The 25,458-nt window shown below is 67.9% G+C and carries 22 protein-coding genes; 8 read left to right on the forward strand and 14 right to left on the reverse strand.

Going from position 1 to position 25,458, the window contains the following annotated elements; genetic code table 11:
- Positions 1-26: 26 nt before the first annotated feature.
- Both ACFQBT_RS17740 and ACFQBT_RS17745 read left to right on the forward strand, forming a co-directional pair.
- On the forward strand, positions 27-3,905 hold the full coding sequence (locus ACFQBT_RS17740; protein ID WP_377824758.1) for a Pls/PosA family non-ribosomal peptide synthetase: 3,879 nt from the start codon (positions 27-29) through the stop codon (positions 3,903-3,905).
- Positions 3,905-5,203, forward strand: coding sequence for a M1 family metallopeptidase (locus tag ACFQBT_RS17745; protein ID WP_377824760.1), 1,299 nt, complete (start codon positions 3,905-3,907; stop codon positions 5,201-5,203). Before ACFQBT_RS17740 ends, ACFQBT_RS17745 begins: the two co-directional genes overlap by 1 nt.
- Positions 5,204-5,221: 18 nt before the next feature.
- Here the strand turns inward: ACFQBT_RS17745 and ACFQBT_RS17750 are convergent, their stop codons facing one another.
- The 3 genes from ACFQBT_RS17750 to ACFQBT_RS17760 are packed head-to-tail and all read right to left on the reverse strand — an operon-like array spanning position 5,222 to position 8,058.
- Positions 5,222-6,061 carry a dolichyl-phosphate beta-glucosyltransferase gene (locus ACFQBT_RS17750; protein ID WP_377824762.1) on the reverse strand — a complete coding sequence of 280 codons (840 nt, stop codon included), beginning with the start codon at positions 6,059-6,061 and terminating at the stop codon, positions 5,222-5,224.
- Positions 6,062-6,076: 15 nt separating this feature from the next.
- A complete protein-coding gene (locus ACFQBT_RS17755; RefSeq protein ID WP_465252299.1) occupies positions 6,077-6,415 on the reverse strand; it encodes a mannosyltransferase YkcB-related protein in 339 nt (112 codons plus the stop codon).
- A complete protein-coding gene (locus ACFQBT_RS17760; RefSeq protein WP_377824766.1) occupies positions 6,322-8,058 on the reverse strand; it encodes a glycosyltransferase family 39 protein in 1,737 nt (578 codons plus the stop codon). The genes ACFQBT_RS17755 and ACFQBT_RS17760 overlap by 94 nt, the downstream gene beginning before the upstream one ends.
- 303 nt (positions 8,059-8,361) lie before the next feature.
- On the opposite strand from ACFQBT_RS17760, the gene ACFQBT_RS17765 reads away from it, so the two are divergent.
- Positions 8,362-8,931, forward strand: coding sequence for a hypothetical protein (locus ACFQBT_RS17765; protein WP_377824768.1), 570 nt, complete (start codon positions 8,362-8,364; stop codon positions 8,929-8,931).
- On the opposite strand, the gene ACFQBT_RS17770 is transcribed toward ACFQBT_RS17765, so the two are convergent.
- From ACFQBT_RS17770 to ACFQBT_RS17785, 4 genes are all read right to left on the reverse strand, one after another.
- Positions 8,932-10,602 carry a 4Fe-4S binding protein gene (locus tag ACFQBT_RS17770; RefSeq protein ID WP_377824770.1) on the reverse strand — a complete coding sequence of 557 codons (1,671 nt, stop codon included), beginning with the start codon at positions 10,600-10,602 and terminating at the stop codon, positions 8,932-8,934.
- A 26-nt stretch (positions 10,603-10,628) separates the two neighbouring features.
- Positions 10,629-11,534, reverse strand: a complete 906-nt coding sequence (locus tag ACFQBT_RS17775; protein WP_377824772.1) for an AurF N-oxygenase family protein — start codon at positions 11,532-11,534, stop codon at positions 10,629-10,631.
- 147 nt (positions 11,535-11,681) lie between these two features.
- Positions 11,682-12,548: an SDR family NAD(P)-dependent oxidoreductase gene (locus ACFQBT_RS17780; protein ID WP_377824774.1), complete on the reverse strand. Its 867-nt coding sequence runs from the start codon at positions 12,546-12,548 to the stop codon at positions 11,682-11,684.
- Between the two features lie 71 nt (positions 12,549-12,619).
- Positions 12,620-15,862, reverse strand: coding sequence for a DEAD/DEAH box helicase (locus tag ACFQBT_RS17785; protein ID WP_377824776.1), 3,243 nt, complete (start codon positions 15,860-15,862; stop codon positions 12,620-12,622).
- Between the two features lie 155 nt (positions 15,863-16,017).
- Here ACFQBT_RS17785 and ACFQBT_RS17790 point away from each other — a divergent pair, with 155 nt between their 5' ends.
- Entirely contained in the window at positions 16,018-17,031 is a 1,014-nt protein-coding gene (locus tag ACFQBT_RS17790) for a lipid II:glycine glycyltransferase FemX (RefSeq protein ID WP_377824778.1), read from the forward strand.
- Between the two features lie 16 nt (positions 17,032-17,047).
- On the opposite strand, the gene ACFQBT_RS17795 is transcribed toward ACFQBT_RS17790, so the two are convergent.
- From ACFQBT_RS17795 to ACFQBT_RS17810, 4 genes are read right to left on the reverse strand one after another with little or no spacing between them, the layout of a single operon-like run.
- The gene (locus tag ACFQBT_RS17795) at positions 17,048-17,278 is read right to left on the reverse strand and encodes a LuxR C-terminal-related transcriptional regulator (RefSeq protein ID WP_377824779.1); all 231 of its coding nucleotides are present in this window, start codon (positions 17,276-17,278) and stop codon (positions 17,048-17,050) included.
- Position 17,279: 1 nt separating this feature from the next.
- Entirely contained in the window at positions 17,280-18,005 is a 726-nt protein-coding gene (locus tag ACFQBT_RS17800; protein ID WP_377824781.1) for a hypothetical protein, read from the reverse strand.
- Positions 18,006-18,013: 8 nt separating this feature from the next.
- Entirely contained in the window at positions 18,014-18,376 is a 363-nt protein-coding gene (locus ACFQBT_RS17805; RefSeq protein ID WP_377824783.1) for a hypothetical protein, read from the reverse strand.
- Entirely contained in the window at positions 18,373-20,451 is a 2,079-nt protein-coding gene (locus ACFQBT_RS17810; protein ID WP_377824785.1) for an NAD(+) synthase, read from the reverse strand. The genes ACFQBT_RS17805 and ACFQBT_RS17810 overlap by 4 nt, the downstream gene beginning before the upstream one ends.
- Before the next feature lie 51 nt (positions 20,452-20,502).
- Between ACFQBT_RS17810 and ACFQBT_RS17815 the strand changes: the two genes are divergently transcribed.
- From ACFQBT_RS17815 to ACFQBT_RS17825, 3 genes are all read left to right on the forward strand, one after another.
- Positions 20,503-21,465: an endonuclease/exonuclease/phosphatase family protein gene (locus ACFQBT_RS17815; protein ID WP_377824787.1), complete on the forward strand. Its 963-nt coding sequence runs from the start codon at positions 20,503-20,505 to the stop codon at positions 21,463-21,465.
- A 4-nt stretch (positions 21,466-21,469) separates the two neighbouring features.
- Positions 21,470-21,949 carry a phosphoribosyltransferase gene (locus ACFQBT_RS17820; RefSeq protein WP_377824789.1) on the forward strand — a complete coding sequence of 160 codons (480 nt, stop codon included), beginning with the start codon at positions 21,470-21,472 and terminating at the stop codon, positions 21,947-21,949.
- Between the two features lie 69 nt (positions 21,950-22,018).
- Positions 22,019-22,351 (forward strand): hypothetical protein, encoded by a 333-nt coding sequence (locus ACFQBT_RS17825; RefSeq protein WP_377824791.1) that lies wholly within the window; start codon positions 22,019-22,021, stop codon positions 22,349-22,351.
- Here ACFQBT_RS17825 and ACFQBT_RS17830 read toward each other — a convergent pair.
- The 3 genes from ACFQBT_RS17830 to ACFQBT_RS17840 form a co-directional block, all read right to left on the reverse strand.
- Entirely contained in the window at positions 22,310-22,726 is a 417-nt protein-coding gene (locus ACFQBT_RS17830; RefSeq protein ID WP_377824793.1) for an NUDIX domain-containing protein, read from the reverse strand. The genes ACFQBT_RS17825 and ACFQBT_RS17830 overlap by 42 nt on opposite strands.
- Positions 22,727-22,851: 125 nt before the next feature.
- Entirely contained in the window at positions 22,852-23,670 is an 819-nt protein-coding gene (locus ACFQBT_RS17835; RefSeq protein WP_377824794.1) for a crotonase/enoyl-CoA hydratase family protein, read from the reverse strand.
- A 9-nt stretch (positions 23,671-23,679) separates the two neighbouring features.
- Positions 23,680-24,936 carry a low temperature requirement protein A gene (locus ACFQBT_RS17840; protein WP_377824795.1) on the reverse strand — a complete coding sequence of 419 codons (1,257 nt, stop codon included), beginning with the start codon at positions 24,934-24,936 and terminating at the stop codon, positions 23,680-23,682.
- Between the two features lie 50 nt (positions 24,937-24,986).
- On the opposite strand from ACFQBT_RS17840, the gene ACFQBT_RS17845 reads away from it, so the two are divergent.
- Positions 24,987-25,457 carry an aminoacyl-tRNA deacylase gene (locus ACFQBT_RS17845; protein WP_377824796.1) on the forward strand — a complete coding sequence of 157 codons (471 nt, stop codon included), beginning with the start codon at positions 24,987-24,989 and terminating at the stop codon, positions 25,455-25,457.
- Position 25,458 lies beyond the last annotated feature (1 nt).

A 25,458-nucleotide genomic window follows, 5' to 3' on the forward strand; every position in this document is an offset into this window, starting at 1 on the left:
ACCCTGCCGCACCTACGACGGTTGCGGTGAAAGACTGGAGTCGCTGCCGCCGAACGACACCAGGAGGATCGCGTGACCCTTCGCCGGGGGATCTGGCCCCGCTGCCGCGCACGCTGGTCGACATCTTCACCGAGACGGCGGCCGAATGCCCGGACTACCCCGCGATCGACAGCGGCAACACCGTCCTGACCTACGCCGAACTCCTGGAAACCGCCTCCGCGCTGGCCGAACAACTCGCCCAGGCCGGTATCGGCCCCGGTGACCGCGTCGGCGTCCGGATCAGCTCCGGCACCACCGATCTCTACATCGCCATCATCGGCACGCTACTGGCCGGCGCGGCGTACGTCCCGGTGGACGCCGACGATCCCGATGAGCGCGCCGTCACCGTCTTCGGGGAGGCCGGGGTCGCCGCCACCCTGACCGAGGACCTCGCTCTGACCGTCCTACGACCCGCCGAGCCCCGTGACGAAGCCCTTGCCCCTGCGGTCGAGGACGACGCCTGGATCATCTTCACCTCCGGCTCGACCGGCCTTCCCAAAGGCGTCGCGGTCTCTCACCGCAATGCCGCCGCCTTCGTCGACGCCGAGTCCCGGCTCTTCCTACAGGGCCACCCGATAGGCACCGACGACCGAGTGATGGCCGGCCTGTCCGTTGCATTCGACGCCAGCTGCGAGGAGATGTGGCTGGCCTGGCGGTACGGCGCGTGCCTGGTCCCAGCGCCCCGGTCCTTGGTGCGTAGCGGGATGGACCTGGGCCCCTGGTTGGTCGCCAACGACATCACGATCGTCTCCACGGTGCCGACGCTGCTGGCCCTGTGGCCGGCACACGCGCTGGACAAGGTGCGTCTCCTGATCCTGGGTGGCGAGGCGTGTCCGCCCGAGCTCGGCGCCCGCTACGCGACCGCGACGCGCGAGATCTGGAACACCTACGGCCCCACCGAGGCGACCGTCGTCGCGTGTGCGGCGCAACTGACCGCCGAAGGACCGGTCCGCATCGGCCTCCCGCTGGACGGCTGGGACCTGGAAGTCGTTGATGCACAGGGCCTTCCGGTCGCCGACGGAGAGTCCGGCGAGTTGATCATCGGCGGTGTCGGCCTGGCCCGTTACCTCGACCCGGCCAAGGACGCCGAGAAGTACGCCGCGATGCCGACTCTTGGCTGGGACCGCGCCTACCGCTCCGGTGACGTCGTGATCAAGGACGAAGCCGGGCTGCTGTTCGCCGGGCGCGCCGACGACCAGATCAAACTGGGCGGCCGACGCATCGAGTTGGGCGAGGTCGACGCCGCACTGACGGCGCTCCCGGGTGTCGCCGCTGGTGCAGCCGCCGTGCGACAGACCGAAGCCGGAGCCAAGATCCTGGTCGGCTACATCACCGTCGCAGGCGATTTCGACCTGTCCGCGGCCATGGCCCGGTTGCGTGCAGAACTGCCGGCCACCATGGTGCCGCGCCTGGCCGAGGTCGACACCCTGCCCACCCGCACCTCCGGCAAGATCGACCGGGACGCCCTGCCCTGGCCGGTAGCGACGCTGCGCGCAGAATCCGACGGCACCGCCGAACTCACCCCGTCGCAACAGCAGGTCGCCGATCAGTGGCTGGAAGTCCTCGGTGCCGTCGTCGGTTCGCCCCACGACGACTTCTTCGACCTGGGCGGCGGCTCCCTGTCGGCAGCGCAGATCGTGTCCCGGCTGCGGGAGACCTACCCGGAGATCACCGTCGCGGACGTCTACGACTACCCCACCGTCGAATCCCTTGCCAACCGACTGGACTCGATGTCCGCGAGCGCACAACTGCGCAGCAAGCCGGTGCGCCCCACACCGCTGAAATCGCAGATCGCGCAGCAACTGGCGCTCTTCGGCACGCGGTGGCTCGCCGGACTGCGCTGGGCCGCCTGGCTGCTCCTGGGCTGCTGGCTGGTCGCCGGTCACGTGCCGCTCGACGTACCCGAACCCTCCGGCTGGCTCGTCCTGGTGATGTGGGCACTCTTCCTGACCCCGATCGGCCGGATGGCCGTCGCGGTCGGACTGATCCGGGTCGTGCTGCTCGGGCTGAAACCGGGCAACTACCCACGCGGCGGCAAAGTGCACCTGCGGCTCTGGCTCGCCGAGCGGATCGCCGACGAGACCGGTGCCACCAAACTGTCCGGCGCGCCATGGATGCTCTGGTACGCAAGGGCATTGGGCGCCCGGGTCGGTCGCGACGCCGACCTGCACTCCATCCCGCCGGTCACCGGCATGCTGCACGTCGGCCGCGGCGCCTCCATCGAGCCGGAGGTCGACCTTTCGGGTCACTGGATGGACGGCGACCGCATCCACATCGGTCAGGTGACCGTACGCCGTGACGCCCGGATCGGGACCCGCTCGATGTTGGTCCCTGGCTGCGATATCGGCCGGCGCAGCGAGATCGCCCCAGGGTCAGGCGTTTTCGGGACCGTACCGGCCGATCAAGCGTGGAGCGGCGCACCCGCCCGCCGGGTCGGAAAAGCCCGCGGCTCCTGGTCCGACGAGCACCCGCCGCACCGACCGCTGTGGTCGGTCGCGTACGGCGTCCTGGCCATCGTGATCAGCCTCCTTCCCGTCGTGGCCACCATCGCAGGCCTCGCCGTGGCCGTGGCCGTCGTCGGTCATCGTCCGCTGGCCGCCATGGCCATCCCGGCCCTCATCGCCGGCGGCCTGACTGGCATCGTCGTCCTTGCCCTGCTGATCTGGCTGCTGGTGCGCTTTCTCGGCATCGGCGTCGCCCCCGGCCATCACCCGGTGCATTCCTGGCCGGCGCTGGCCGCGTGGGGCACCCTGCGAACCATGGACGAAGCGCGCGGCTGGCTCTTCCCGATCTACTCCAGCGCGCTCACCCCGATGTGGTTACGAGCGCTCGGCGCGAAGATCGGCGATGAGGTCGAGGCGTCCACGGTCCTGCTGATTCCCAAGCTGGTGACCGTCCGCGAGCGCGCGTTCCTCGCCGACGACACGCTCATCGGCCCCTACGAACTCGGCGGCGGCTGGTTGCGCACCGAGCGATCCCGGGTGGGCAAACGGGCCTTCGTCGGCAACTCGGGGATGACCGCCCCCGGGCGCAAGGTGCCCAAGGAGGGGCTGGTCGCCGTACTCTCGGCGGCACCGGGCCGCAAGGAGCACGCCTCCTCAGGCACCTCGTGGATCGGCAGCCCGCCCATGCAGTTGCGGCGGCATGCCGACGAGGGCGACGCCTCGCGCACCTACGCACCGGCCACGCGGCTGAAGGTTGCGCGCTCCCTGGTCGAGGTGTGCCGGATCGTGCCGTGGCTACTGGCGTTCGCGCTGGCCGCGGGGGTCGCCCTGGGTGCCTGGGCGCTCCAGCAGCACCTCGGCTGGACCTGGGCCCTCGTCCTGCTGGGCCCGCTTCTCATGGTGGGCGGACTGGTCGCGGCCGCACTCGCGGTACTAGCCAAGTGGCTCCTCATCGGCAAGGTACGCGCCGGCGAGCACCCGCTGTGGAGTTCGTTCGTGTGGCGCAACGAGCTGGCCGACACCTTCGTCGAGATGCTTGCCGCCCCGTGGCTGGCCCGTTCGGTGGCCGGCACCCCGGTATTGAACGCGTGGCTGCGGGCGATGGGTTCGCGGATCGGGCGCGGCGTGTGGTGCGAGACCTACTGGCTCCCGGAGACGGATCTGATCCGGCTGGGAGTCGGCGCGAGCGTGGGCCGGGGATGCGTCGTACAGACCCATCTCTTCCACGATCGGGTGCTGTCGCTGGACGCCGTCGAACTCGCCGAGGGGGCGACACTCGGGCCCCACGGGGTGATCCTGCCCGCGGCGCGCCTCGGTCGGCACGCTACGGTCGGTCCAGTGTCATTGGTCATGCGTGGGGAATCCGTCCCGGACAAAACTCGATGGGTCGGCAACCCCATCGGCCCGTGGGCGGAGGACTGATGCCCTCGGCTGACCCATACCTGCCCGGCCACGGCGACACGTCGTACGACGTCACGGGCTACCAGCTCGACCTCGACTACTCGATCGAGAACAACCATCTCTCCGGCCGCGCCACTCTCACCATCCGCGCGCTGCAGGACAACCTGCGCGATCTGACGCTGGATCTGCACGCCTTGAAGGTCGTCAAGATCACCGGCGTCAAACTCGAGCGGCACCGGCACGACGGCAGCCGCCTTCGGCTACGCCTCTCCTCACCGCTGAGGATCGACGACCGGGTCACCTTCACCGTCGCCTACCGCGGCGTGCCAAGCGTCGTGCGCGACAAGGTCGGCGAGGCCGGCTGGGAGGAGCTGGAGGACGGCGTCCTGGTCGCCGGGCAACCCGGCGGCGCGCCCAGTTGGTTCCCCTGCAACGACCGGGCCAGCAACAAGGCGCCCTACCGGATCAACGTGACCTGCAACTCGGCGTACTTCGTGGTCGCCAACGGCTCGCGGACCGCGGTGCGCCGGCACGGCTCGAAGACCACCTGGAGTTACGTGCAGACCGAGCCGATGGCGCCCTACCTGGCGACCGTCCAGATCGGCCGGTACGTCGAGCACGAGGTGACCGGCGGGCCGACCCGGACGTACGCCGTGGTGCCGCCCGCGCTGCGCGCCCGGTTCGATCGGGCGTTCGCCGATCAGACGGCCATGATGCAGCTGTTCACCCGGTGCTTCGGACCGTACCCGTTCCCCTCGTATCGCATTGTGGTGACTGAGGATTCGCTGGAGATCCCGCTCGAGGCGCAGTCTTTGTCGATCTTCGGGTCGAACCTGCTGGACCGCCGGTGGGACAGTCAGCGGTTGATCGCGCACGAGTTGGCGCACCAGTGGTTCGGTAATGCGGTGACGCTGGCCCGGCTGCAGGACATCTGGTTGCACGAGGGTTTCGCCTGTTACAGCGAGTGGTTGTGGTCGCAGGAGTGCGGACACGGCTCGACCCAGGACCAGGCGGCGCTGCACTGGAAGCAGCTGTCCGGCAAGACCCCTCGGCATCTACTGGCCGCTCCCGGGCCGGACCAGGTCTTCGACGACTGGGTCTACAAACGCGGGGCTCTGACCGTGCACGCGATCCGGGCTGCCATCGGCGACGAGTCCTTCTTCGCGCTGCTGGCCGGGTGGATCGACCGACACAAGGGCAGCAACGCCACGACGCAGGAGTTCGTGGAGTTCGCGCAGACGTTCACCGGTCACCCGGTCGGACACATCGTCGAGCCGTGGCTGTACGAACTGCCCCTGCCCCCGGTACCCAGGATCTGAACAATTTCGAACCGCGCCTCACGCAGGTTGTGCCGCGAGCGGCAGTGGTGCGGCGACCGGGATGGGCAGCAGCCGCCCGCGGCCCATGGTCACCCGGATGCGCTCGAGCGCCGGTCGCAGCGCAGAGCGCGTCCGCAGCAACCGCCACACCCCGGCGAGGTCGTCCTTGACCGTCTGCGGGATGTCGACCCGGCTGTCCGGATCGTCGTACCAGTCCACCGGCACTTCGTGGGTCCGCAGTCCCGACCACTGCGCCAGCACCAGCAGTTCGGTGTCGAAGAACCAGGTGGTGTCCTTCACCAACGGCAGCAACTCGCGGGCGACATCGGCACGGATCGCCTTGAAACCGCACTGGGCGTCGGTGAACCGCACCCGTAGCACCGTCCTCAGCAACCGGTTGTAGCTGCGCGAGATGACATCCCGCTTGAGCCCGCGCACCACGTTGGCGCCGCGTGCCAACCGGCTGCCGATCGCCACGTCCGAGTGCCCGGACATCAGCGAGGCGACGAGCGGAGCCAGTGCATCCAGGTCCGTGGACAGGTCCACATCCATGTACGCCAGCACCAACGCATCCGAGCCCAGCCAGGTCTGCTTCAGCGCCCGGCCGCGGCCCTTCTGCTCCAGATGCACCACGCTCACCCCGGACAACTCCCGCTGCACCTGATGGGCGATGTGAAGCGTGCCATCGGTCGAGGCGTTGTCGGCGACGGTGATCCGGAAGGGGTAAGCGAACTGCTCACTCAGGTATGCGTGGACCGTCCGCACGCTGTCGCTGATCTGCTCCTGCTCGTTGTAGACCGGGATCACCACATCCAGAACGGTGACGCCGCCGCCGACCGAATTCGATTGCCGTTTCATCACATTCACTCCTGATCAGGTAGTTGCGGTCGATGCCGACGACGAGGTGGATGTCGGCTGGGTCAGGTCGTAGAAGGTGGAGCCACCGATGGTGACCTGCTTGAAGTTGGCCGCGACCCACTGCGCGATCGCACTGCCGCTGCCTTGACCGGCACCCGTGGACGAGCCGTAGAAGTAGTGGATCTTGCCTTCGGCGACGTACGCCTTGAACTGCGCCAGCGTCGGGCTCGGGTCACTGCCGTTGAAGCCGCCGATCGCCATCACCGGCAACTGTGTGGCCAACTGCAGACCCGCAGCGTTCTGGCTTCCGATCGCCGCCGCGACCCAGGTGTACTTGTCGGCGTTCGCCTGCAGGGCTGCGACGACTTCGGTGCTCGGAGTGGTGGAGTTGAGCAGGCCGCCCATTCCGCCGCCCCCGTGCCGCGCTGGGTTCCGGTGCCGCCAGGCGCCTGACTGGTCGTGCCACCGGGTGCTTGACCCGTGGTGCCACCGGGTGCTTGACCCGTGGTGCCGCCCGGCGCCTGACCGCCGCCCATACCGCCGCGGCCGCCACCACCCATGCCACGCGTGCTCGGGCCGGCGGTCACGATCGAGCCGGTGTGCGCTTCACTGACCGTTGTCACGCTGTACGCCGCGGGGCCGGCCAATCCGGCGACCAGCGCGCCGGCGAGGACGAGGGGAATTGCCCTGCGGTGCAGCCAGTTCAGCGCGAGGATCAGGAAGGCAGCCGCCATCCCGACGGCCAGGACGCCGATCCGCAACCAGTCGCCGTACTCCGTGGTCCGGCTCAGCAGGATGAAGGACCAGACCGCAGCTGCCGCGGTGGCCACTGCCAGCGTGATCGAGCCGATGGGCGACGTACGCCGTTCCCAGGCTTCGATCGCGCCCATGCCGACCAGTGCGGCGATCGCGGGCGCCAGCGCCACGGTGTAGTAGTCGTGGAAGATGCCGGCCATGAAGGAGAAGGTCAGACCGGTCACGATCAGCCAGCCGCCGAAGACCAGGTAGGCGGCGCGACGTAGGTCGGTGCGGGGTTTGCGGCCGCGCAGCACCAGCCCGACGCCGAGCAGCACCAGCGCCGAGGGGATCAGCCAGGAGATCTGGCCGCCCGTGGAATCACTGAACATCCGGAAGATGCCGGTCTCACCCCACATCCCGCCGCCGGTGCCACCGCCGCCACCGCCACCGACCGAGCCGGTCTCGTTGCCGGACAGCCGCCCGAATCCGTTGTAGCCGAAGGTCAACGACAGGAACGAGTTGTCCTGGCTACCGCCGACATAGGGCCGCATGCTGGCCGGAGTGAGCTCGACGATCGCGACCCACCAACCGCCGGCGACGATCATGGCCGCGATCCCGGCGAGGCAGCCGATGATACGGCGGCGCAGTGTGGTGTTCGCGCAGACCAGGAAGGCGATGCCGAGGAACGGCACGACCAGGAAGACCTGCAGGGTCTTGGTCAGGAAGCCGAAGCCGAGGAACACCCCGACCCAGACCATCCACGTGATCGAGCCCTTCTCGATCGCACGCATCGTGGCCCAGGCCGCCAGGGTCATCAGCAGGACCAGCAGGGCGTCGGGGTTGTTGAAGCGGAACATCAGCACCGCCACGGGGGTCAGTGCCATCACGACGCCGGCCAGCACGCCGGCCGCGGCACCGAAGTAGCGCTTGACGGTGGCGTAGAGAACGCCGACCGTCGCGACGCCCATCAGCACCTGCGGCATCAGGATCGAGAACGAACTCAGCCCGAAGACCCGTACCGACAGGGCCATGATCCACAGCGCCGCCGGCGGTTTGTCCACCGTGATCGAGTTCGCGGCGTCCGACGAGCCGAAGAGGAAGGCCTCCCAGTTCGCCGAACCCGCCTGCACCGCAGCGGAATAGAACGAGTTGGCCCAACCGCTCGCGGTCAGGTTGATGAAGTAGAAGACGGCAGTGGCGGCGAGCAGCGCCAGCAGTGCGGGCCGGGCCCATCGGGGGTCTTCTTCAGGTCCGCGCATAAGGCGCGTCAGCCGGGGGTGCGCGGGGTGGCCGGGTCAGCGGCCGCCCTGCGCGTCCAGAAGCGGGAGGGCGTCGGGGCAGCCTGCTCGGTGCTGCGCAGCGTCGGGGTTGCGGTCTGCATGCCAACGACGGTGGCGGCTGAGCCTTTGGGATTCCTGTGACGGTCGTTATGGCCGCCGATGTGAGCCGCGGCACTGTGGATTTCGCTCTTTGCCGCGGGCTACGCCGGCCACAGCGACACCACAGGTGGGCCCGGTTACCTGACGCCAAGAGCCCGTCTCCGAGTCGCGAGAGGATCGCCGATGAGCCAGTCGCAGTCCCCCGAAGAACGCAACCACCAGGAAGTGAACGCCCAGCCCCAGCCGGCTGCCGGACAGCCGCAGTACGCCGCGCAGTACGTCCACCCGGATCCGAACGCACCGCAGTACGCCGCCCAATACGTCCAGCCCGACCCCAACGCGCCGCAGTACGCCGCGCAGTACGCGCAGCCCGTCCCCGGACAGCCGCAGTACGCCGCGCAGTACCTCGCGCCCGATCCGCAGCCCCAGCCGACCACGCCAGCCGAGCCTGCCGGCGACGGCCTCGGCTCGAGGTGGTCGGGCAAGAAGACAGCTGTTGTGGCCGCGTTGGCCATCGGGTTGTCCGCCACCGGCGCCATTGCAGCGGCCGCCGCCGTGCCGCAGGGCACGACGCAGAACCAGTTCGGCGGACGCGGCGGGGGCTTTGGTGGTGGCACTTTCCCCGGCGGTGGCACCGGCGGCTTCGGCAACCAGAACGGGCAGTCCAACCAGCAGGGGCAGTCCAACCAGAACGGTCAGGTCGGCCCGAACGGCCAATCCGGCTCGCAGATTGGTCCGCAGAGCAACACCTGATCAGCCGATCGGCGTACTGTCCCGACGGGGCAGCAGACGCGACGCAGCCAGCAACTCGTCGGTCGAGACGAACTTCTCCCGGGGCCGACCCGCCTTGCGGCCCGCCTTCTCCTCACGGTCGAGCACGTGCAGGGCCCTGCGGGCGCTCACCACATTCGTCCGCGCGTTGACCATCCGGCGGAACGCCAACCAGCCCATGGTCGGTTTGTGCAGCCGGCCGGCGTTGGCGTCCTCGAGAATCGCGTTGACCGTGTGTTCGGAGTCGAGCCGGTTCTTGCCCAGTCCGCCGACTGCACCCCGCTTGGTCCAACCGACCAGGTAGACACCAGGAATGGGCTTCCCGGAGCTCGGGTCGATCACCCGCCCGTCCTGCTGGGGGATGCGATGGGTTACCTCGTCGTACGGCAGCCCCGGCTGCGGGAGCACCCGGAAGCCGTTGGCCAACACGACATTGGCTTCACCGATCGCGAAGTCCTGTGGCTCCAGCCCGTCGCCGGCGGCGGGGTCCTGGGTGCGGCGCAGACTGACCTGTCCGTGGACGACCTGCGCGATGGTGGTGTCGAATCCGAGCACGATCCGTCGGCCGGGCGCCGGCGGTGCGGTCAGATCGATGGGCACGACGGGCAGCGAGGCCAGCACCTGGTGGCGGGACTCGGTGAGTTCGGCGATCTCCTCACGGATGCCTCGTCGATCCTCGATCACGACGTCACAATCGGCGGTCTCGGGCAGCATCAGCAGCTCGGGACGCGTGAACGCCGCGAACTTCGGCGCGCGCCGCCCCAGCACGACAACCTCACGGACCTTGCTGTGCCGCAGCTGCTCGACAACTCCGGCGGGCATGTCGGTGTGCTGCAAGGACTCAACCGGAGCCAGCAACGTCCGCGCGATGTCCAGCGCGACGTTGCCGTTGCCGATGATCACGACCCGCTCCTGGTCCAGGGGCATGATGAACGGCTCCACACCCGGTTCGCTGGGTCGCCCGTTGTACCAGCCGACGACATCGCCGGCGTGCACGACGGCCGGGTCCTGCTCGCCGACGAAGCCGATCGTGTTCGCGCCGCGGGCGCCCACGCCGTAGATCACCGCGTGGAACCGCTGGCGCAACTCGGCCAAGCTGATGTCCTTGCCGACCTCCACGTTGAAGTACGTCGAGGTGCGGGGGTGCGCGTACACCCAGCGAAAAGCGCTGGCCATGGCTTTGGTGCTGCCGTGGTCGGGGGCGACACCTTCACGCAGCAGACCGCCCGGGACCGGCAGCCGCTCGAACATCGCCACGTCGCACGTGGTCGTGGTCAACAGGTGACGAGCGGTGTAGGACGCGGCGGGTCCCGAGCCGACGATCGCGACCCGCAGCGGCTCCCCGTCGGTGTCCATCGAATGCGTGAACGATGGTGCAGTCCAGACGGTTTCGTCGCGCGGCGTGTCGTAGAACTGCGCGTTGATGTCGATGAACGTACGGGCGTCGCCGCGCAAGATGTCGGCCGGCACGATCGCTTTGACCGGGCAGGCATCGGCGCAGGCCCCGCAGTCGATACAGACTGCCGGGTCGACGTAGAGCGTGTCGGTCGTGCCGAAGTCCGGCTCATCCGGAGTGGGGTGAATGCAGTTGACGGGGCACACGGACACGCACGAAGCGTCCGCGCAGCAGGACTGCGTGATGACGAAAGCCATGGAGTTTTGTCTGTTCGCGTGTCGGGTCAGAGCATGTGCACGGCGCGATACCACGGCGTGCTCACCGGCGTGATCAGCCGGCACTCGTTGAGGAAGTCCATCAGGTGGATGCAGGACAGCCGCATGAGGTTCTGGTGGTGGGTGTTGTGCTTCACCGCGTGCAGGGCTTCCTTGCGGTCCAGTCCCACGTTCTCGTAGACGTCCTTACTCACGAGGTTCTTGACGATGACGAAGGCGACGATGGCAATGGCCTTGGCGGCGATGAACTGCCGCGGCGCCCAGGTGCCTTCCATCCGCTCGCGGATCTCGTGCCGTGCGAAGCCCATGTGCCGGGCTTCCTCCACCACGTGGATCTTGCTGGTGGTGCGGACTTCGTCGAGCACGTTCTCGCCGCGCATCCAGTCCCGTTGCATGACATCGAGGATCTCCTCGGCGACCAGGATTGCGCCGTAGGCGTTCTCACCCCAGGCCACGGCCTTGAACCCGCGGGCCAGCTCCTTGGAGACCGGGTCCGGGACGTAGTGCGGGACCCCCATTTTCTCGCAGGTCTTGGCGAACATCAGCGAGTGGCGGCACTCATCGGCGATCTCGGTCAACGCGAAGCGGAACTCATGACCCGACGGGTCCTTGAGGTACTGATCGCGCACGATCATCTGCTGCAGGATCATCTCGAACCAGATGCCGATCTGCATGATCGAGCCGACCTCGTGCCGGGTCAGGTCGATGCGCTGTTGCTCGGACATCTTGTCCCACAACGGCGTCCCGTACAGCGTGCTCCACTCCGGGTTGAGGCCGTACTTGGTGGGGTCGAGCGGAGCCGACCAGTCGATTTCCTTGTCGGGGTCGTACGACAGCTGCTCACTGGAGCTGAGCAGTCGCGCCAGGAAGTCGTCGTCGTCAATGGAGGTCCGGAATTCGGTAGCCAGTGACATGGGGCTTCTCCTCGGGATCAAGAGGGTTGAAACGGGACCGTTAGGACTGGGTCGTGATCTGAGTCACGTTTCTACCACTGTAGAAGATACGGATCGGTAACCGCCAGAGCCAGCCGCAACGAAAGCCGCTGACCAGCACGAATGCAATCAGTGCTTGGCGCCGAGCGATTGCAGTTTGTCGATGATCGGAGGCACCGGTGTCTTACCGGAACCGACGCGCCGGCCCGCCTGCAGCATCAGCGCCTTGTAGACCAGGGGCGAATAGCGCTTGCCGAAGTACGCGATCTGCCCGTCGGGGTCGGTCAGGACGATGAACTTGCCCTGTTTGACCTTCTTGTACGCCGTGGCCGCGACCTGTGCCGCACCGCGCGGCGCCTTGGTGATCAGGTGGACCGCGGTCTCCTCCATCTGCACGTCTTTGCCTTCGAGGGAGTGATGCAGGTTGGTGCGGAAGAACGAGGGGCAGATGGCCGATACCGAGATCCTGTAGGGCGCCAGCTCCCAGCGGGCCGTCTCGGAGATGGCGACGATGCCGGCCTTCACTGCGTTGTAGGAGGCCATCGCCGGGGCGTGGACCAGCCCCGCAAGCGATGCGGTGTTGATGATCTGACCCGAGCGCTGGGCCTTCATCAGGGGGACGAACGTGCGGATACCGCGGACGGCGCCGAGCAGGTTGATGTCGACGATCCGCTTCCAGTTGTCCATGCCTTCGACGTCCAGGCGCCCGCCGGCGGCGATTCCGGCGTTGTTGACCAGGACATCGATGCCGCCCCAGTTGGCCTCCATCCAGTTGCGTGCTTCCTCCCACTGCTCGTCGCTGCGGATATCGAGGGTGCGGTACTCGACGCCGGCGGGCAGGACGCCCTCCGGAGCCTGCTCGTGCACATCGCCGACCAGGACGCGCGCACCGTCGGCAGCGAACAGTTTGGTCAGTTCCAGCCCGAGGCCGGAGCAGCCACCGGTCAGCAGGACGCGGGCGTCACGGTAGGAGCGTTCGTGAGAGAAGAGAGACATGCGCCGACTCTAGACGTGATACGGACCACATTTCTACTTCCGTAGAAAGAAACCTTCGATTGCGTAGGTTTTCATTCGAACAGGCCGCGTAGGTCCTGCACCGTCAAGCCGCCGCCCAGCGCGCCGCCGTCGTCGACAACCTTGGTGAACAGATCGCGCTTGCGTTCCTGCAGCGCCAGCACCTTCTCCTCGATGGTGTCCGCCGAGACCAACCGGTAGACCGTCACGGGTTTGTCCTGCCCGATGCGATGCGCCCGGTCGATGGCCTGCGCCTCCGCGGCCGGGTTCCACCAGGGATCGAGCACGAAGACGTAGTCCGCCTCCGTCAGCGTCAGGCCCGTGCCGCCGGCCTTCAGCGAAATCAGGAACGCTGCCTGGTCGCCGGCGCGGAAGGCGTCGATCTCCTGCTGCCGCGCCCTGGCCGTCATCGATCCGTCGAGGTAGGAGGTGTTGAGGCCGGCCGCCTCCAGCGCGTCCCGCGCCCGGCCCAGGAAGCGGGTGAACTGGCTGAACACCAGTGCGCGGTGTCCCTCGGCGGAGACCTCCTGGATCTGGTCCACGAGGAAGGCGAGCTTGGCGGGCAGCTCGCGGGCGGCGTACTCCTCGTCGACCAGGCTCGGGTCCAGCGCCAGCTGCCGCAGTCGCGTCAGCGCGGCCAGGATCGCGATGCGGTTGGCATCAGGGTCCTCCAGCAACCCCAGCATGCGCTGTCGTTCGCGCTGCAGGTGTCGTTTGTACAGGGTGCTGTGACGAGTTCCCAGTGCGACGTTCTGCACCTGGATCTGCTTGTCCGGCAGGTCAGTTGCGACTTCGGACTTGGTGCGTCGCAACATCAACGGCCGGATCCGGCGGCGCAACTGGTCCAGCCGCTCCGGCTTCTCACCGCTCTCGATCGGCTTGCGGTATACCGCGGCGAACTGGTCCGGCCGCGGATAGAGCCCGGGCGCCGCGAGCGCGAACATCGCCCACAGATCCATCAAGGAGTTCTCCAGAGGGGTGCCGGTGATCGCCAGGGTGAACGGTGCACCGATCCGCTTGGCCGCGTGGAAGGTCTTGCTCTGGTGGTTCTTCACGTTCTGCGCCTCGTCCAGGACCAGGCCGCGCCAGCCCAGCGTGTGGAAGGCCTCGGCGTCCAGGCGCAGCACGGCGTACGACGTGACCACCACGTGCGCGCCGCGCACCTGATCGGCCAGGGACTGCCCGCCCCGCCGAGCACTGGTCTGCACCACGGGCACGACTCGCAGATCGGGAGCGAACCTGGCGGCCTCCGACACCCAGGTGCCCACCACGGAACTGGGTGCGACCACGAGAACGGGTTGGTCATCGAGATCACCTGCAGCGCGGGCAGATTCGAGCAATGCGATGGTCTGGAGGGTCTTACCCAGACCCATGTCGTCGGCCAGCACGCCACCCAGGCCGGCGGTCCACAACGTGTGCAACCAGCCGTAGCCGGAGCGCTGGTAGGGCCGCAGCTCGGCCTTCAGCCCATCGGGCAGCGGCGCCTCGAGATCCACCCCGTGCGAGCGCAGCGCGGCGACGGTGGCCTGCCAGGCGAACGCCTGCTCGTCGACGACCCCGAGCTTCTCCAACTCCTCCCACAACCCGATCTGGTAGCGGTTGATCGCCACTCCGCTGGGCCGGTCGGCAATCTCCCGCGCCTCCGCCAGCAGGTCGCGCAGTCGCAGCAGCTCGGGTTTGTCGAGCGTGAACCAGGTGCCGGACGGCAGTACCAGGACCTCCTTGTCCTGGGCCAGCGCCTTGATCAACGGTCCGATCGGTACCGACTCACCGTCGATCGTGATCGTCACCATCAGATTGAGCCAGTCGGGGTCGTCCGGATCCTGGTGAGTGGCGATCTCGATCAGCGGATCCGCATCGGCTTCTTCGAAAACCGGCAACTCACCGGACAGCTCCAGCAGCAGGTCGTCGTGGCCGCGCAGCGCTTCCAGGTCTGCGATCAACAACAGCGCCGCCTCCTCGGACAGCACGTGCTCGGCGCGGGGCCACCAGCCCAGCCCGCCGACCGCCTCCAGCAGACCCAGCGGTTGCAGTACCGGAATGAGACGCTCCACCACGTCGCGCTCCATGGCCCGGTCCGGCCGCACTGACGTGTGCTCAAGACTCACGTCCTCGGCGAACCGTCCTGCGTAGTACATGTGCGCCCGTACGCCGATCCGCGGCGGATCGTCCGCCGCACCCGGTGCCGGGCTGAGGGTGAGGCGCAGGCGCAGGGGTTCGGGTTGCGCGATCTCACCCTCGACCGGCCCGGCGGTCTCGATCCGTGGGGCCAGCCGCGGATAGTAGACGTGCAGGAATTCGTCGGCGTCGTCAGCGGGCACCTGCAGCGACCCCTCACGCAGCAGCGCGTCGACGATCGGACTGACCGGCGTCGCAAATCCCAGGATGTGCAAGCCGTCGTCGTCATAGGCGGCGACGGCGTGCATCGGCTGACCGATGAACCGGCCACCCGGGTCAAGCGGCAGATCGGCGTGCAACTCGATCCCGCCCTCGGCATCGCGTTGGACCTGCACCCGCGGCTCGCGCTGACGAAGCTCGAACTGGATCGGGAACTCCTGGCGGTACCCCGGCACCAAGGCCACCCCGGCATCGATCACCGCCTGCAGCGCGGGCCACACCGCAGCGTCCGCGAACTGCAGCATCATCGTGTCGCCGTAGACGTAGCGGGATGCGTTGCTGTTGCGGAAGCGGTTGCGCAACTCGACCAGCGCCCCGGCCTGGTTCGGGTCGTAAGCCCGCGCCCCGTCGTACTCGAGGTCGGACCAGCGCACCTCCTTGTGCCATCGCCCGGTCTTGCCCATCCGGGTCGGGGTGAGCACGACGGACAGCTCGCCGCCCGCCCGCGGACCGGCAGACACGGCGAACCGCAGCCCCAGCGCGGTCTTTTCCTCCGCCCGCGCGGCCGCATCGCGCACCCAGGTCTCGACCCGGCCCCGCCAGGCGCCCGGCGGCGGAGCCGCTGGCATCTGGGGTGCGATGACCTCGATCGCGGTCAGCAGGGCGGCGACCACGTGTTTGCAGTCGGTTTCGAGCGGGCAGGAGCAGCGCGAGGTCCAGCTCAGCCGCCCGCGGCCGACGTCGCGTACGTCCACGATGACGGCGTACGGCGTGGCTTCCGAACCGGCCACCAGGGCGGTGAGGCGGGAGGGCTCGCCGTACAGCGCGATGACCCGCTCGGAGTCGGCGTATCCGACCCCGCGCTCGTAGGCGAAGGGATGCACCGACAGCCGCACATCCTCGGCAGTCAGCCGGGTCAACCAGGTCGCAGCACGCAGTGTGCTTGCGAACCCGGCCATGACTCAAGGGTAGGTCGCACGTGCGACAGCCGCCGGGCGACCTGTGGACAGTGCCGGTCCCGAGACCGGTGCCCAGCAAATCCCTACCAAGTCTCGGGTGCACCGGTCAGGTTGGCGCCTTAACGTCCCGGTACCGGCGGATTGACGAGGGGACAATGGCACTCACGACACACGGCGCGCCGACGACCGCGACACCGGCTGGCGTCAGCCTCGTCAACGACGCCTCGACCTGGGATGACCTGGTCGATGCGCGGGGCGGCCACCCGTTGCAGTGCTGGGGTTGGGGTGAGCTCAAATCCGGCGAACATTGGCGCGCGCTGCGCCTGGCGGTGTACCGGAACGGTGAACCCATCGGTGGCGCCCAGGTCCTGCAGCGTTCGCTGCCCGGCCCCCTACGTCCGCTGCTGTATGTGCCGCGCGGCCCGTTCGCAGACCACGGCGAACAGGACGAGGTGACCGCCCGGATCGCGCAGTACTGCCGCGATCACGTACCGGCGACCGTGCTGACGATCGAGCCGGACACGACGACCGGTCCGAGCGGCGGGCCCTGGCGGCGTACGTCGAACACCATTCTTATCCCCCGCACGCTCATCCTGGATCTGACCCGGTCCGAGGAGGCTCTCCTGTCGGCCATGGCCAAGAAGACCAGGCAGTACATTCGCAAGTCCGGCCGCGAGGGTCTGGACCTTCGCCTGGTCACCACCCCGGAAGGCATCGACCAGGCTCTGTCCCTCTATCGCGAGACCGCCGATCGGGCCGGGTTCGCAGTGCACGGCGAGCACTACTACCAGGACGTCGCGGCCCGGTTGGGTGCCCGCTCACGGCTCTACACGGCGTACGACGATGGGCAGCCCGTCGCGTTCCTGTGGCTGGCAGCCAGTCGGCGGACCGCGTTCGAGTTGTACGGCGGGATGAACGAACGCGGTCAGGCGCTACGAGCGAACTACACGCTCAAGTGGCACGCGATCCGCGAGTGCCGGCGCGACGGGATCGAACGTTACGACCTGAATGGTCTGTTGAACAACGGAATCACCACGTTCAAAACCGGATTCGCCGACCACGAGGATCTGCTCGCCGGCACCTTCGACCTACCGCTGTCGCCGATCTACCCGCTATGGGCGCGCGGTCTGCCCGCGGCCAAGCGCGTCGTGCGGGCGGCCCGCCGGTAGGACGGGGCGGCCGGCGCTACCGCTCACCGCGGGGGATGGCGGAGCGCTGGCTGACCCCGAATTTGCGCAAGATGCCCGAGACGTGACCTTTGACGGTCTTCTCCGAGAGCACGAGCCGGGCGGCGATCTCAGCGTTGCTGAGCCCCTCGTCGACGATGAGGGCAGCAATCTGCTGCTCACGCGGGGTCAGCCGTGCGTAGGGCGATTCCGGCTCCGACGGGGTTGCCTGCAACAGCCCCGAGACCACCTCATCCTGCAGCCGCGCACACGTGATACGCGTTGCTCACCAAAGAGCCTGTCCCCGTGTCGGATTCGGCTTCATCGAACGACTCGAGCGCTTCGAGCAGGACGAGACGCAATTCGTCCAACCGCAGGGCCAGTTGCGGCAGGTAGCTGTCGGCCTCGGTGATGCGGGCACTGTCCAGGTCCGGGTAGAGCACATAAAGGTCGAGTGCTTCGACATCGTCCTCGTCCTTGGCGAGGCTGCTGACCAAGGCACGCGCCAACCATTGCGCCGCCGCAACGGCTTCGTCATCGAAGTCGTCGGCCGTCCAGCTCTGGAAGGCCAGCATCCCCAGCGCATCACCCGTGGCGGGATCCAGCATCGGCACCACGATGGCGTCCTGCGTCGGCTGGCCGCTATCGCCGAGGGGAACCCCTTTGCGCAGCAACCGGCCGCCGTCGGTGGCGAAACGATAGGTGCGACGGGAGGCCCGCAGCCACGCCGAGAGCCCACCGCGGCCGAAGTGCTGCACGTCGACACCCGCGAACCGACCGGCGTCCTCGGAGTAGGGAATGACCAGGGTGGAGTCACCGCGGTAGAAGCCGACGTAGAACGCATCGACCCTGGCCAGACTCGCCATGGCCGCGCGACAGGCGACGAAGCGGTCCGTGCGTTCGTCGCGTGGGGCGCTGCGGATCCGCTGGTCGGCGCGCCGCAGCACCTTCACGACCCGCTCGGAGAACTCCGCCATTGCCTGGATCAGTCGATCATCGGGCGGCCGGTGAGGACCCGGTCGAGGATGTCCAGCGGATCCCGCTGGGCCAGATAGGTGAAATAGACGTAGTCCTCGCCCGGTGCGCGGCGGGCGTCGGGTGACAGCACGCGCGGCGAACGCCACTGCTGGGCCAGCACCGCGATCGGGCATTGCAGCGTGTCCGGGGCATCGCTGAGCCACGCCACCCACGTCGCCTTCCCGCCGATGATCGAGGCCAGATAGTTGCGCGAGGTCGCCTTCACCAAGCGCTCGTGGGTGCAATCGGCCGGCAGGTCGATCCACTTCTCGTGCGGCGCGAGGGTGTCATCACCCATCGCGACGCTGGCGCGGCGTACGCGGACCTTCACGACCGCGGCACCGCCTCGTGCAGCTCGGCCAACCAGACGGCCGCGTTGCCGTCAGAGGGTGCGCGCCAGTCGCCTCGCGGCGACAGGGAGCCGCCGTGCACGACCTTCGGGCCGTTGGGCAGCGCCGAGCGTTTGAACTGGCTGAAGGCGAAGAACCGTTTGATGAAGACTTCGAGCCACTGCACGATGGTCTCCAGGTCATAGCCCGTACGCCGATCGTCCGGCAAGCCCTGTGGCCAGTCACCGACCGCGGGGTCATGCCAGGCGTGCCACGCCAGGAAGGCGATCTTGGAGGGCCGGAAGCCGTAGCGCAGCACGTGGTACAGGGTGAAGTCCTGCAGCGCATACGGCCCGATGGCGTCCTCGGTCGACTGCGGTTTCTCATCGTCGCCGGCGGGGACCAGCTCCGGAGAGATCTCCGCGTTGACGATCCCGGTCAGGGTCGCGCCGACGGCCTCGTCGAAGAACTTTTCGCTCACGACCCAGCGGATCAGGTGCTGGATCAGCGTCTTCGGAATGCCGGAGTTGACCGTGTAGTGCGACATCTGGTCACCAACCCCGTAGGTGCACCAGCCCAGCGCGAGCTCCGACAAATCGCCGGTGCCCAGCACGATGCCGCCTCGCTGGTTGGCGATCCGGAACAGGAAGTCGGTCCGCAGCCCGGCCTGCACGTTCTCGAAGGTCACGTCGTAGACCGGTTCCCCGCCGGCGAACGGATGCCCCATGTCGGTCAGCATCTGCCGCGCTGCAGGTTTGATGTCCAACTCCTCGAAGGTGACCCCGAGCCCTTCGCCGAGAGCATGGGCAAACCCCTTGGAGGTGTTGCCGGTGGCGAAGCCCGGCATCGTGAACGCCAGGATGTCGCTGCGCGGCCGGCCCATCCGGTCCATCGCCCGCGCCGCGACGATCAGCGCGTGTGTGGAGTCCAGGCCACCGGAGACGCCGATCACGACCTTCGGCTGGCCGATCGCGCGCAGCCGCTGCATCAGGCCGGACACCTGGATGTTGTACGCCTCGTAGCAATCCTGCGCCATCCGGGCCGGGTCGTCCGGCACGAACGGGAACCGGTCGACCGGTCGCAGCAAGCCGAGATCGCCCGCGGGCGGCGCGACCTCGAAGTCGACCGTCCGGAACGTCCCGGACCAGTCGGCGTACGTGCGCGCGTTGTCATCGATCGAGCCGTCGCGCTGCCGGTCCTGCCGGATCCGGTCCAGGTCGATATCGACGACCGTGGCGACCGGCCCGTCCGGGAAACGTTCCGTCTGCCCCAGGAGGCCCCCGCATTCGTAGACCATCGTCATGCCGTCCCAGGACAAGTCTGTCGTCGACTCCCCTTGTCCTGCAGCGGCATACAGGTACGCCGACAAACATCTTGACGACTGTGCCTGACACAACAGGTGGCGGTCCTCGGCCCGTCCGACGGTGATCGGCGACCCGGAGATGTTGGCCATGACCGTCGCGCCCGCGAGGGCCGCGACCGAGCTGGGCGGCACCGGCACCCACATGTCCTCGCACACCTCGACGTGCAGCACCAGCCCGGGCAGGTCGCTGGCGCTGAAGAGCAGGTCGGTGCCGAACGGCACCTTGAGCCCGGCGATCGACGTACGCCGATCGGGCGCCCCCGCGCCGAAGGTCAGGGTCTGACCGGTGATCAGGTCTCCGGCAGCGAAATGCCGCTTCTCGTAGAACTCCCGGTAGTTCGGCAGATACGACTTCGGCGCGACCCCGAGGATGTGGCCGCGGTGCACGATCACCGCGGTGTTGTAGAGCCGGTTGCCGTGCCGCAGCGGGGCACCGACCACCAGCAGGGGAAGCAGGTCGGCGCTGGCCTCGACGACCTGCGCGAGCGCTACCTCGACGGCGTCCAGGAGCGGATCCTGCAGTAGCAGGTCGTCGATGGCATAGCCGGACAGGCTGAGCTCGGGGAAGATCGCGACCGCCACGTGCTGCTCATGGCACGCCTTCGCCTGGGCGATGATCGTGGCCGCGTTCGTGGCCGGATCGGCGATCGCGGTGGGAGTGGCACACCCAGCTACCCGCGCGAAGCCATGCGCGTAACTGTTGTAGAAGTCCATGCCGGCAATCCTATGGCGGGCGATCACAGTTTCCTTTGGGAGAATCGACCGATGACCAGCCCGATCGAGACCCAACCCCGGCGGTTGCCGGAGGATTTCGACCCGGCCCGGCCACGGCGTACCGCATGGGTGTGCGCCACCTTGGCGCTGCTGTTCGCGCTGGTCGTGGCGCTGCACGGGCAGTTGCCGCATCGCGTCGGCATCACGAACGTCGTCGGGACGTTGCTGCCGTGGCTGTGGATCCCCGCGTTGATCCTGGTGGTGTGGGCGGTCGGCCGGCGCAGCATCGTCGCGATCGTCGCCGCACTGGTAGCGGCCGGCACGTGGTTTGCGGTGTGCGCGCCGTACCTGCTTCCCGCCGGTGGTCTTGCGTCCTCCAGCAACCTGCGGGTGATCAGCCAGAACGTGCAGGCGGAGAACCCCGACACCGTGGCCACGGTCCGCAACCTGGCTCAACAGAACGCGGACCTGATTGCGCTGCAGGAGTTCTCGCCGACGCAGCGAGCCTCGATCACGGACACGCTGAGTGGCTACCGATACCACTACGCGATCCAGACGGTCGGCTTGTGGAGCAAGTACCCGATCAGCAACCAGCGGGCGATGAGCCTGGGCTTCTCCTGGGCGCGGGCGTTCCGGGCGGACGTCGCGACCCCGTCGGGCGCGGTCCGGGTGTACGTCGTGCACATGGCCTCGGTGCGCTGGAACGAGTTCGCGGAGCGCAATCTGATGTTGGCGAATCTGAGTGCCGTGGTCCGGGCCGACCCATCGCAGCGGATCGTCATGATGGGCGATTTCAACGCCGCCTCGACCGATCCGTCGTTCCAGGAGTTGTCGGCGGCGGCACCGGAGGCGCGCGGTTCGTCGTTCGGCTTCGGATTCACCTGGCCGTCGGGAATCGGGCTGATCCGGTTGGATCACGTGCTACTGCGCGGAGTGCAGACCCATGAGGTGTCGGTGCTACCCGCCAACGGCAGCGACCACAGCGCGGTCGAGGCGCAGCTGCGGATACCGTGACCTCGTGACTTCCGACGACGACCGCGAGAACCTCACCTGGCACCTGTTCGGACAGGCGTCCCGCGAACTGGCCACGGCCATCGAAAACTCCGGATTCGTGCCGGAGCTGGTCATCGCCGTGGCCCGCGGCGGTCTGATCCCGGCCGGTGCCATTGCTTACGCGCTCAAGGTCAAAGCGGCCGGCACGCTGAACGTCGAGTTCTACACCGACATCGAGGAGACCCTTCCCGAGCCGGTGGTGTTGGAGCCCCTGCTGGACACCGGCGCCCTGGCCGGCAAGAAGTTGTTGATCGTGGACGACGTGGTGGATTCCGGTAAGACCCTTGCCCTGGTGGTGGACCTGTTGAAACCGCACGCCGGCGAGATCCGCACGGCGGTGATCTACACCAAGCCGACCACGATCATCGATCCCGATTTCTCCTGGAAAGCCACGGATGCGTGGATCAACTTCCCCTGGAGCTCCGGCTCCGGCCTGATCCCGTAGTTCCCCGTTCCGGCGCCCCGGATGCTTGCAAAGGTGTCGCGGACCGCTACCCGCCGACTCCCCCGTGAGATGCTCTTACCTGCCGCGCTATCCGCCGTGGGCTGGCTGGGTGACCACCTCGGGTTCAGCGCGACGCGCATCGTCGAGCGCTGCTGGTATCCGATGCCGTACGTCGATCGAGCGATGCCAGAGGCGATGTTCGGGCCCGAAGCCGCCGAACAGGCCGGCGAACCGCTGGTCGACCTTCACACCGTCGCACCGGAGCTGGCGACCACCGCGGACGTGCTCCGGCTGGAAGGGCTGGTCCAACGGCTACTTCAACGGACGACGATCATGCACTGCATCTATGCAGAGACCTACCTACCCCACGCGGCGCAGCGCTACGGCAGCCAGCATCAATGACGACTGGCTCTCACTGTCGGTGATCGTGCCGTCGCCGATGAGTCGCATCACTGCGGCCCACGGCACCCGGAGCACGGCGCTGATGCCTTCGGTGAGCTGGTGGTCGGAAAGCTCCTCCGGCGGACTCGTCAGATCGGTGGCGAGAAAGACCGTCGTCCAGGCGCGGCAGACCCCGTTCAGGCTGTTGAACTCCCCGATCGGCTGCCACGTCCGAGCAACGACGCCCGTCTCCTCCAGCAGTTCACGTTGCGCGGCGACCAGCGCATCCTGCCCGTCGGTGCCACCCGCGACCACCTCGAGCGAGCGCCCCACCGTGTAGCGATCCATCTCGACCAGCAGGACATCGTCATCGTCCGTGATCGCGACGACGGACACCGCCGGATGCTGCAACTCCACGACGCCGTAGAGCCCCGGTGATCCGTCAGGACGCGTTACGTGGTCTTCGGTGACGCGAATCCAGTGGTTCTCATACGCAACCCGCGTGTCGACCCGCTGCCAGCTCACCGACGGGCGCGATCGGCGTACGTCGGGGTTTGGCGGTTGAGCCCGGCCGTGCGCGCGGCCCTGTGGTTACGCCCGAGCAGCAGCGGCAGTTGCTCGCGGCGCTCCGCGGCGAAGATTCGCCGGGCGGACGCGCCACCGGCCCGGTCGAAGAGCCGTTTGGCGGCGGCGAGGGCGTCCGGCGAGCGCTCGGTGAGCTGGTGCGCCAGAGCCAGGGCATCGTCGTACGGCGAGAGGCTGAGTTGGCCGGCCAGCCCGAGTTCGTGCGCCCGGGCGCCCGTGATCACCTCGGCGGTCATCGTCAGACGCTTGGCGGTCTCTACTCCCACCAGCTCGGACAGGGTCCGCACCCCGGTCATGTCCGGCACGAGACCCCATTTGCCCTCCAGCACAGACCATTTCGCCTCGGGATGGGTGATCCGGAAATCGGCCGCCAGAGCGATCTGGATACCGCCGCCGTAGCAGTGGCCCTCCACGGCCGCGATCACCGGCACCGGCAACCGGCGCCACGCCCAACACGCCTCCTGGAAGCGGTTGGTGCCGCGGATGGGGTTGGGCACGAACCCCAGGAACAGCTTCTTGGGGTCCTTGGCCACGGAGGCGAAGTCGAGGCCGGCGCAGAACGAGTCACCGGCCCCGGCCAGCACCACGGCGCGGACCGATCGGTCGGCGCGGATCCGGTGGGCCACCTGCACCAGTTGGGCGAGCAGCGGGAAGGTCAGCGCGTTCAGTTTCTCGGGACGATTCAGATGCACCCGCGCGATCTGGTCGGCGATGTCGCAGGTGACGAGTTCCTCGGCCGGGCGATCAGCAGACATGTGGAAAGGTTACGCGGCGAGACGATCCAACGCCTGCTGCTGGAAATCGTGCCCGCGCCACTCGTAGCCGACGACCTGGATGAACGGCGCCAGCATCACGATCAGCAGGCACACCGGAACCGACACACCGGCCGCCGCCAACACCACGGCCAGCGCGAGCAGGACGAGGGCGATGCCGATCATCCAGGCGTAGAGCCACGACCACACCGGCAGCAGGAACAGGTGGATGACGTAGACCGACACGATGTAGATCGCGATGGGGACCGCGATGAACGCGACCACCTGTGTGGCGCTGAGCTCGGTGCGGTGCTCGACGTAGAGACCCGCCAGGTGCAGACCTGCGCCGACCGCGACGATCGAACCGAAGACCACGATGTGCCCGTAGCCGAAGAGCCAGGCGTACCGCGGCCGATGCTCCAGCACCGATCCGAACGGATTGATGAAGTAGATCCACCACAGCGCGAAGGTCAACCCGACGCCGGCGATCACGACCGCGATGGCCGCCCAGGTCCAGTGCCCGCCGTGCTCGCCTCCCAGCACACCGTTGGAGGAGGCAATCGTGCCGACCAGCCCTTCGCCCAGGGCGATGATGGCGAACAACGAATACCGCTCGGCGATGTGGTGCGGATGCCAGGGCGTCGGACGCGTAGTGGCTTCGGCCCAGCCGGGCACGCACATCTCGAAGATCGTCAGCGCGGTGGTCAGGCACAGGGTCGGCACCAACGGCAGCTCGATGATCGCCACGACGATCCAGCCGATCTGCGCCAGACCGACCCCCTTGGCGTACCGCAGCGCCGTATCCCGGTATTCCGGCGACTCCTTGGCCACCCGCAGCCACTGCGAGATCATGGCCACCCGCATCACGACATAACCGGCGACGATGACCCGGTTGTCGAGGTGGTGGCCCTCCTCGATCGACTCGAACATCGCCGGGATCCCGAGGGCCAGGATGACGACACCGACCATCTGCACCATGGTCATCGCGCGGTAGACCCAGTCGTCGGTGTCGAAGGCCGAAGCGAACCAGGTGAAGTTGATCCACGCCCAGGTGATCGCGAACGTCGCGAACCCGAAGCCGAGCAGCGCCGGCAGGATGTGTCCCTCGGCGGTGACCTCGGCCAGGTAGGTCGCAGCGACTCCCACCGCGATGACGAAGGTCAGGTCGAACAGCAACTCCAGCGGACTGGAGACGCGCCCTTCCTCGTGCGGATCGCGACCGGTCATACGGCGCAGTCGATGCACCTGGGCCTGGGCGTGTTCGCTCATGGTCACCTGCTCCATGTGTCGGGGCGGACGCGGGGAAGCATACTTGCCTCATGACCGACACCGCCCGCGCCGAGCAGGACGCCACCGCTCGCGGCATCGACATCGAGGTCGTGACGCGACCAGCCGCCAACTCGCTGGAGGAAGCCGCTGCGGTCCAGGGCATCACACCGGCGGATATCGTGAAAACCCTTGTCGTCAAACGACACGACGGGGATTTCCTGCTGGCGCTGATCCCCGGTGACCGGCAGATCGACTGGGCGAAACTGCGTAGCGTCGTCGGAGTCAACAAGCTTCGGCTCCCCGATGCCGACGATGCCCTCGCCGCAACGGGTTATGCGCGCGGCACGATCACGCCGTTCGGAGCGGACGGCGACTGGCCGGTGTACGCCGACGCCGCGATCGCCGGACGGCGGATCAGCATGGGTGCCGGCGCGGCGGGTCGCAGCCTGTGGGTGCAGGCCGATGACCTGATCCGCGGCTACGACGCCACCGTCGCCGACATCAGCAAGCTCGCCGGGTAGC

The organism is Branchiibius cervicis (genome assembly GCF_042661605.1).
GTDB classification, from domain to species: domain Bacteria; phylum Actinomycetota; class Actinomycetes; order Actinomycetales; family Dermatophilaceae; genus Branchiibius; species Branchiibius cervicis.

Bases quoted from the DNA above. Each gene is read 5' to 3' on its own strand.
- ACFQBT_RS17745 (WP_377824760.1), top strand. From the start codon at position 3,905: ATGCCCTCGGCTGACCCATACCTGCCCGGCCACGGCGACACGTCGTAC.
- ACFQBT_RS17750 (WP_377824762.1), bottom strand. From the start codon at position 6,061: ATGAAACGGCAATCGAATTCGGTCGGCGGCGGCGTCACCGTTCTGGAT.
- ACFQBT_RS17760 (WP_377824766.1), bottom strand. From the start codon at position 8,058: ATGCGCGGACCTGAAGAAGACCCCCGATGGGCCCGGCCCGCACTGCTG.
- ACFQBT_RS17765 (WP_377824768.1), top strand. From the start codon at position 8,362: ATGAGCCAGTCGCAGTCCCCCGAAGAACGCAACCACCAGGAAGTGAAC.
- ACFQBT_RS17770 (WP_377824770.1), bottom strand. From the start codon at position 10,602: ATGGCTTTCGTCATCACGCAGTCCTGCTGCGCGGACGCTTCGTGCGTG.
- ACFQBT_RS17775 (WP_377824772.1), bottom strand. From the start codon at position 11,534: ATGTCACTGGCTACCGAATTCCGGACCTCCATTGACGACGACGACTTC.
- ACFQBT_RS17780 (WP_377824774.1), bottom strand. From the start codon at position 12,548: ATGTCTCTCTTCTCTCACGAACGCTCCTACCGTGACGCCCGCGTCCTG.
- ACFQBT_RS17785 (WP_377824776.1), bottom strand. From the start codon at position 15,862: ATGGCCGGGTTCGCAAGCACACTGCGTGCTGCGACCTGGTTGACCCGG.
- ACFQBT_RS17790 (WP_377824778.1), top strand. From the start codon at position 16,018: ATGGCACTCACGACACACGGCGCGCCGACGACCGCGACACCGGCTGGC.
- ACFQBT_RS17800 (WP_377824781.1), bottom strand. From the start codon at position 18,005: ATGGCGGAGTTCTCCGAGCGGGTCGTGAAGGTGCTGCGGCGCGCCGAC.
- ACFQBT_RS17810 (WP_377824785.1), bottom strand. From the start codon at position 20,451: ATGGACTTCTACAACAGTTACGCGCATGGCTTCGCGCGGGTAGCTGGG.
- ACFQBT_RS17815 (WP_377824787.1), top strand. From the start codon at position 20,503: ATGACCAGCCCGATCGAGACCCAACCCCGGCGGTTGCCGGAGGATTTC.
- ACFQBT_RS17825 (WP_377824791.1), top strand. From the start codon at position 22,019: ATGCTCTTACCTGCCGCGCTATCCGCCGTGGGCTGGCTGGGTGACCAC.
- ACFQBT_RS17835 (WP_377824794.1), bottom strand. From the start codon at position 23,670: ATGTCTGCTGATCGCCCGGCCGAGGAACTCGTCACCTGCGACATCGCC.
- ACFQBT_RS17840 (WP_377824795.1), bottom strand. From the start codon at position 24,936: ATGAGCGAACACGCCCAGGCCCAGGTGCATCGACTGCGCCGTATGACC.
- ACFQBT_RS17845 (WP_377824796.1), top strand. From the start codon at position 24,987: ATGACCGACACCGCCCGCGCCGAGCAGGACGCCACCGCTCGCGGCATC.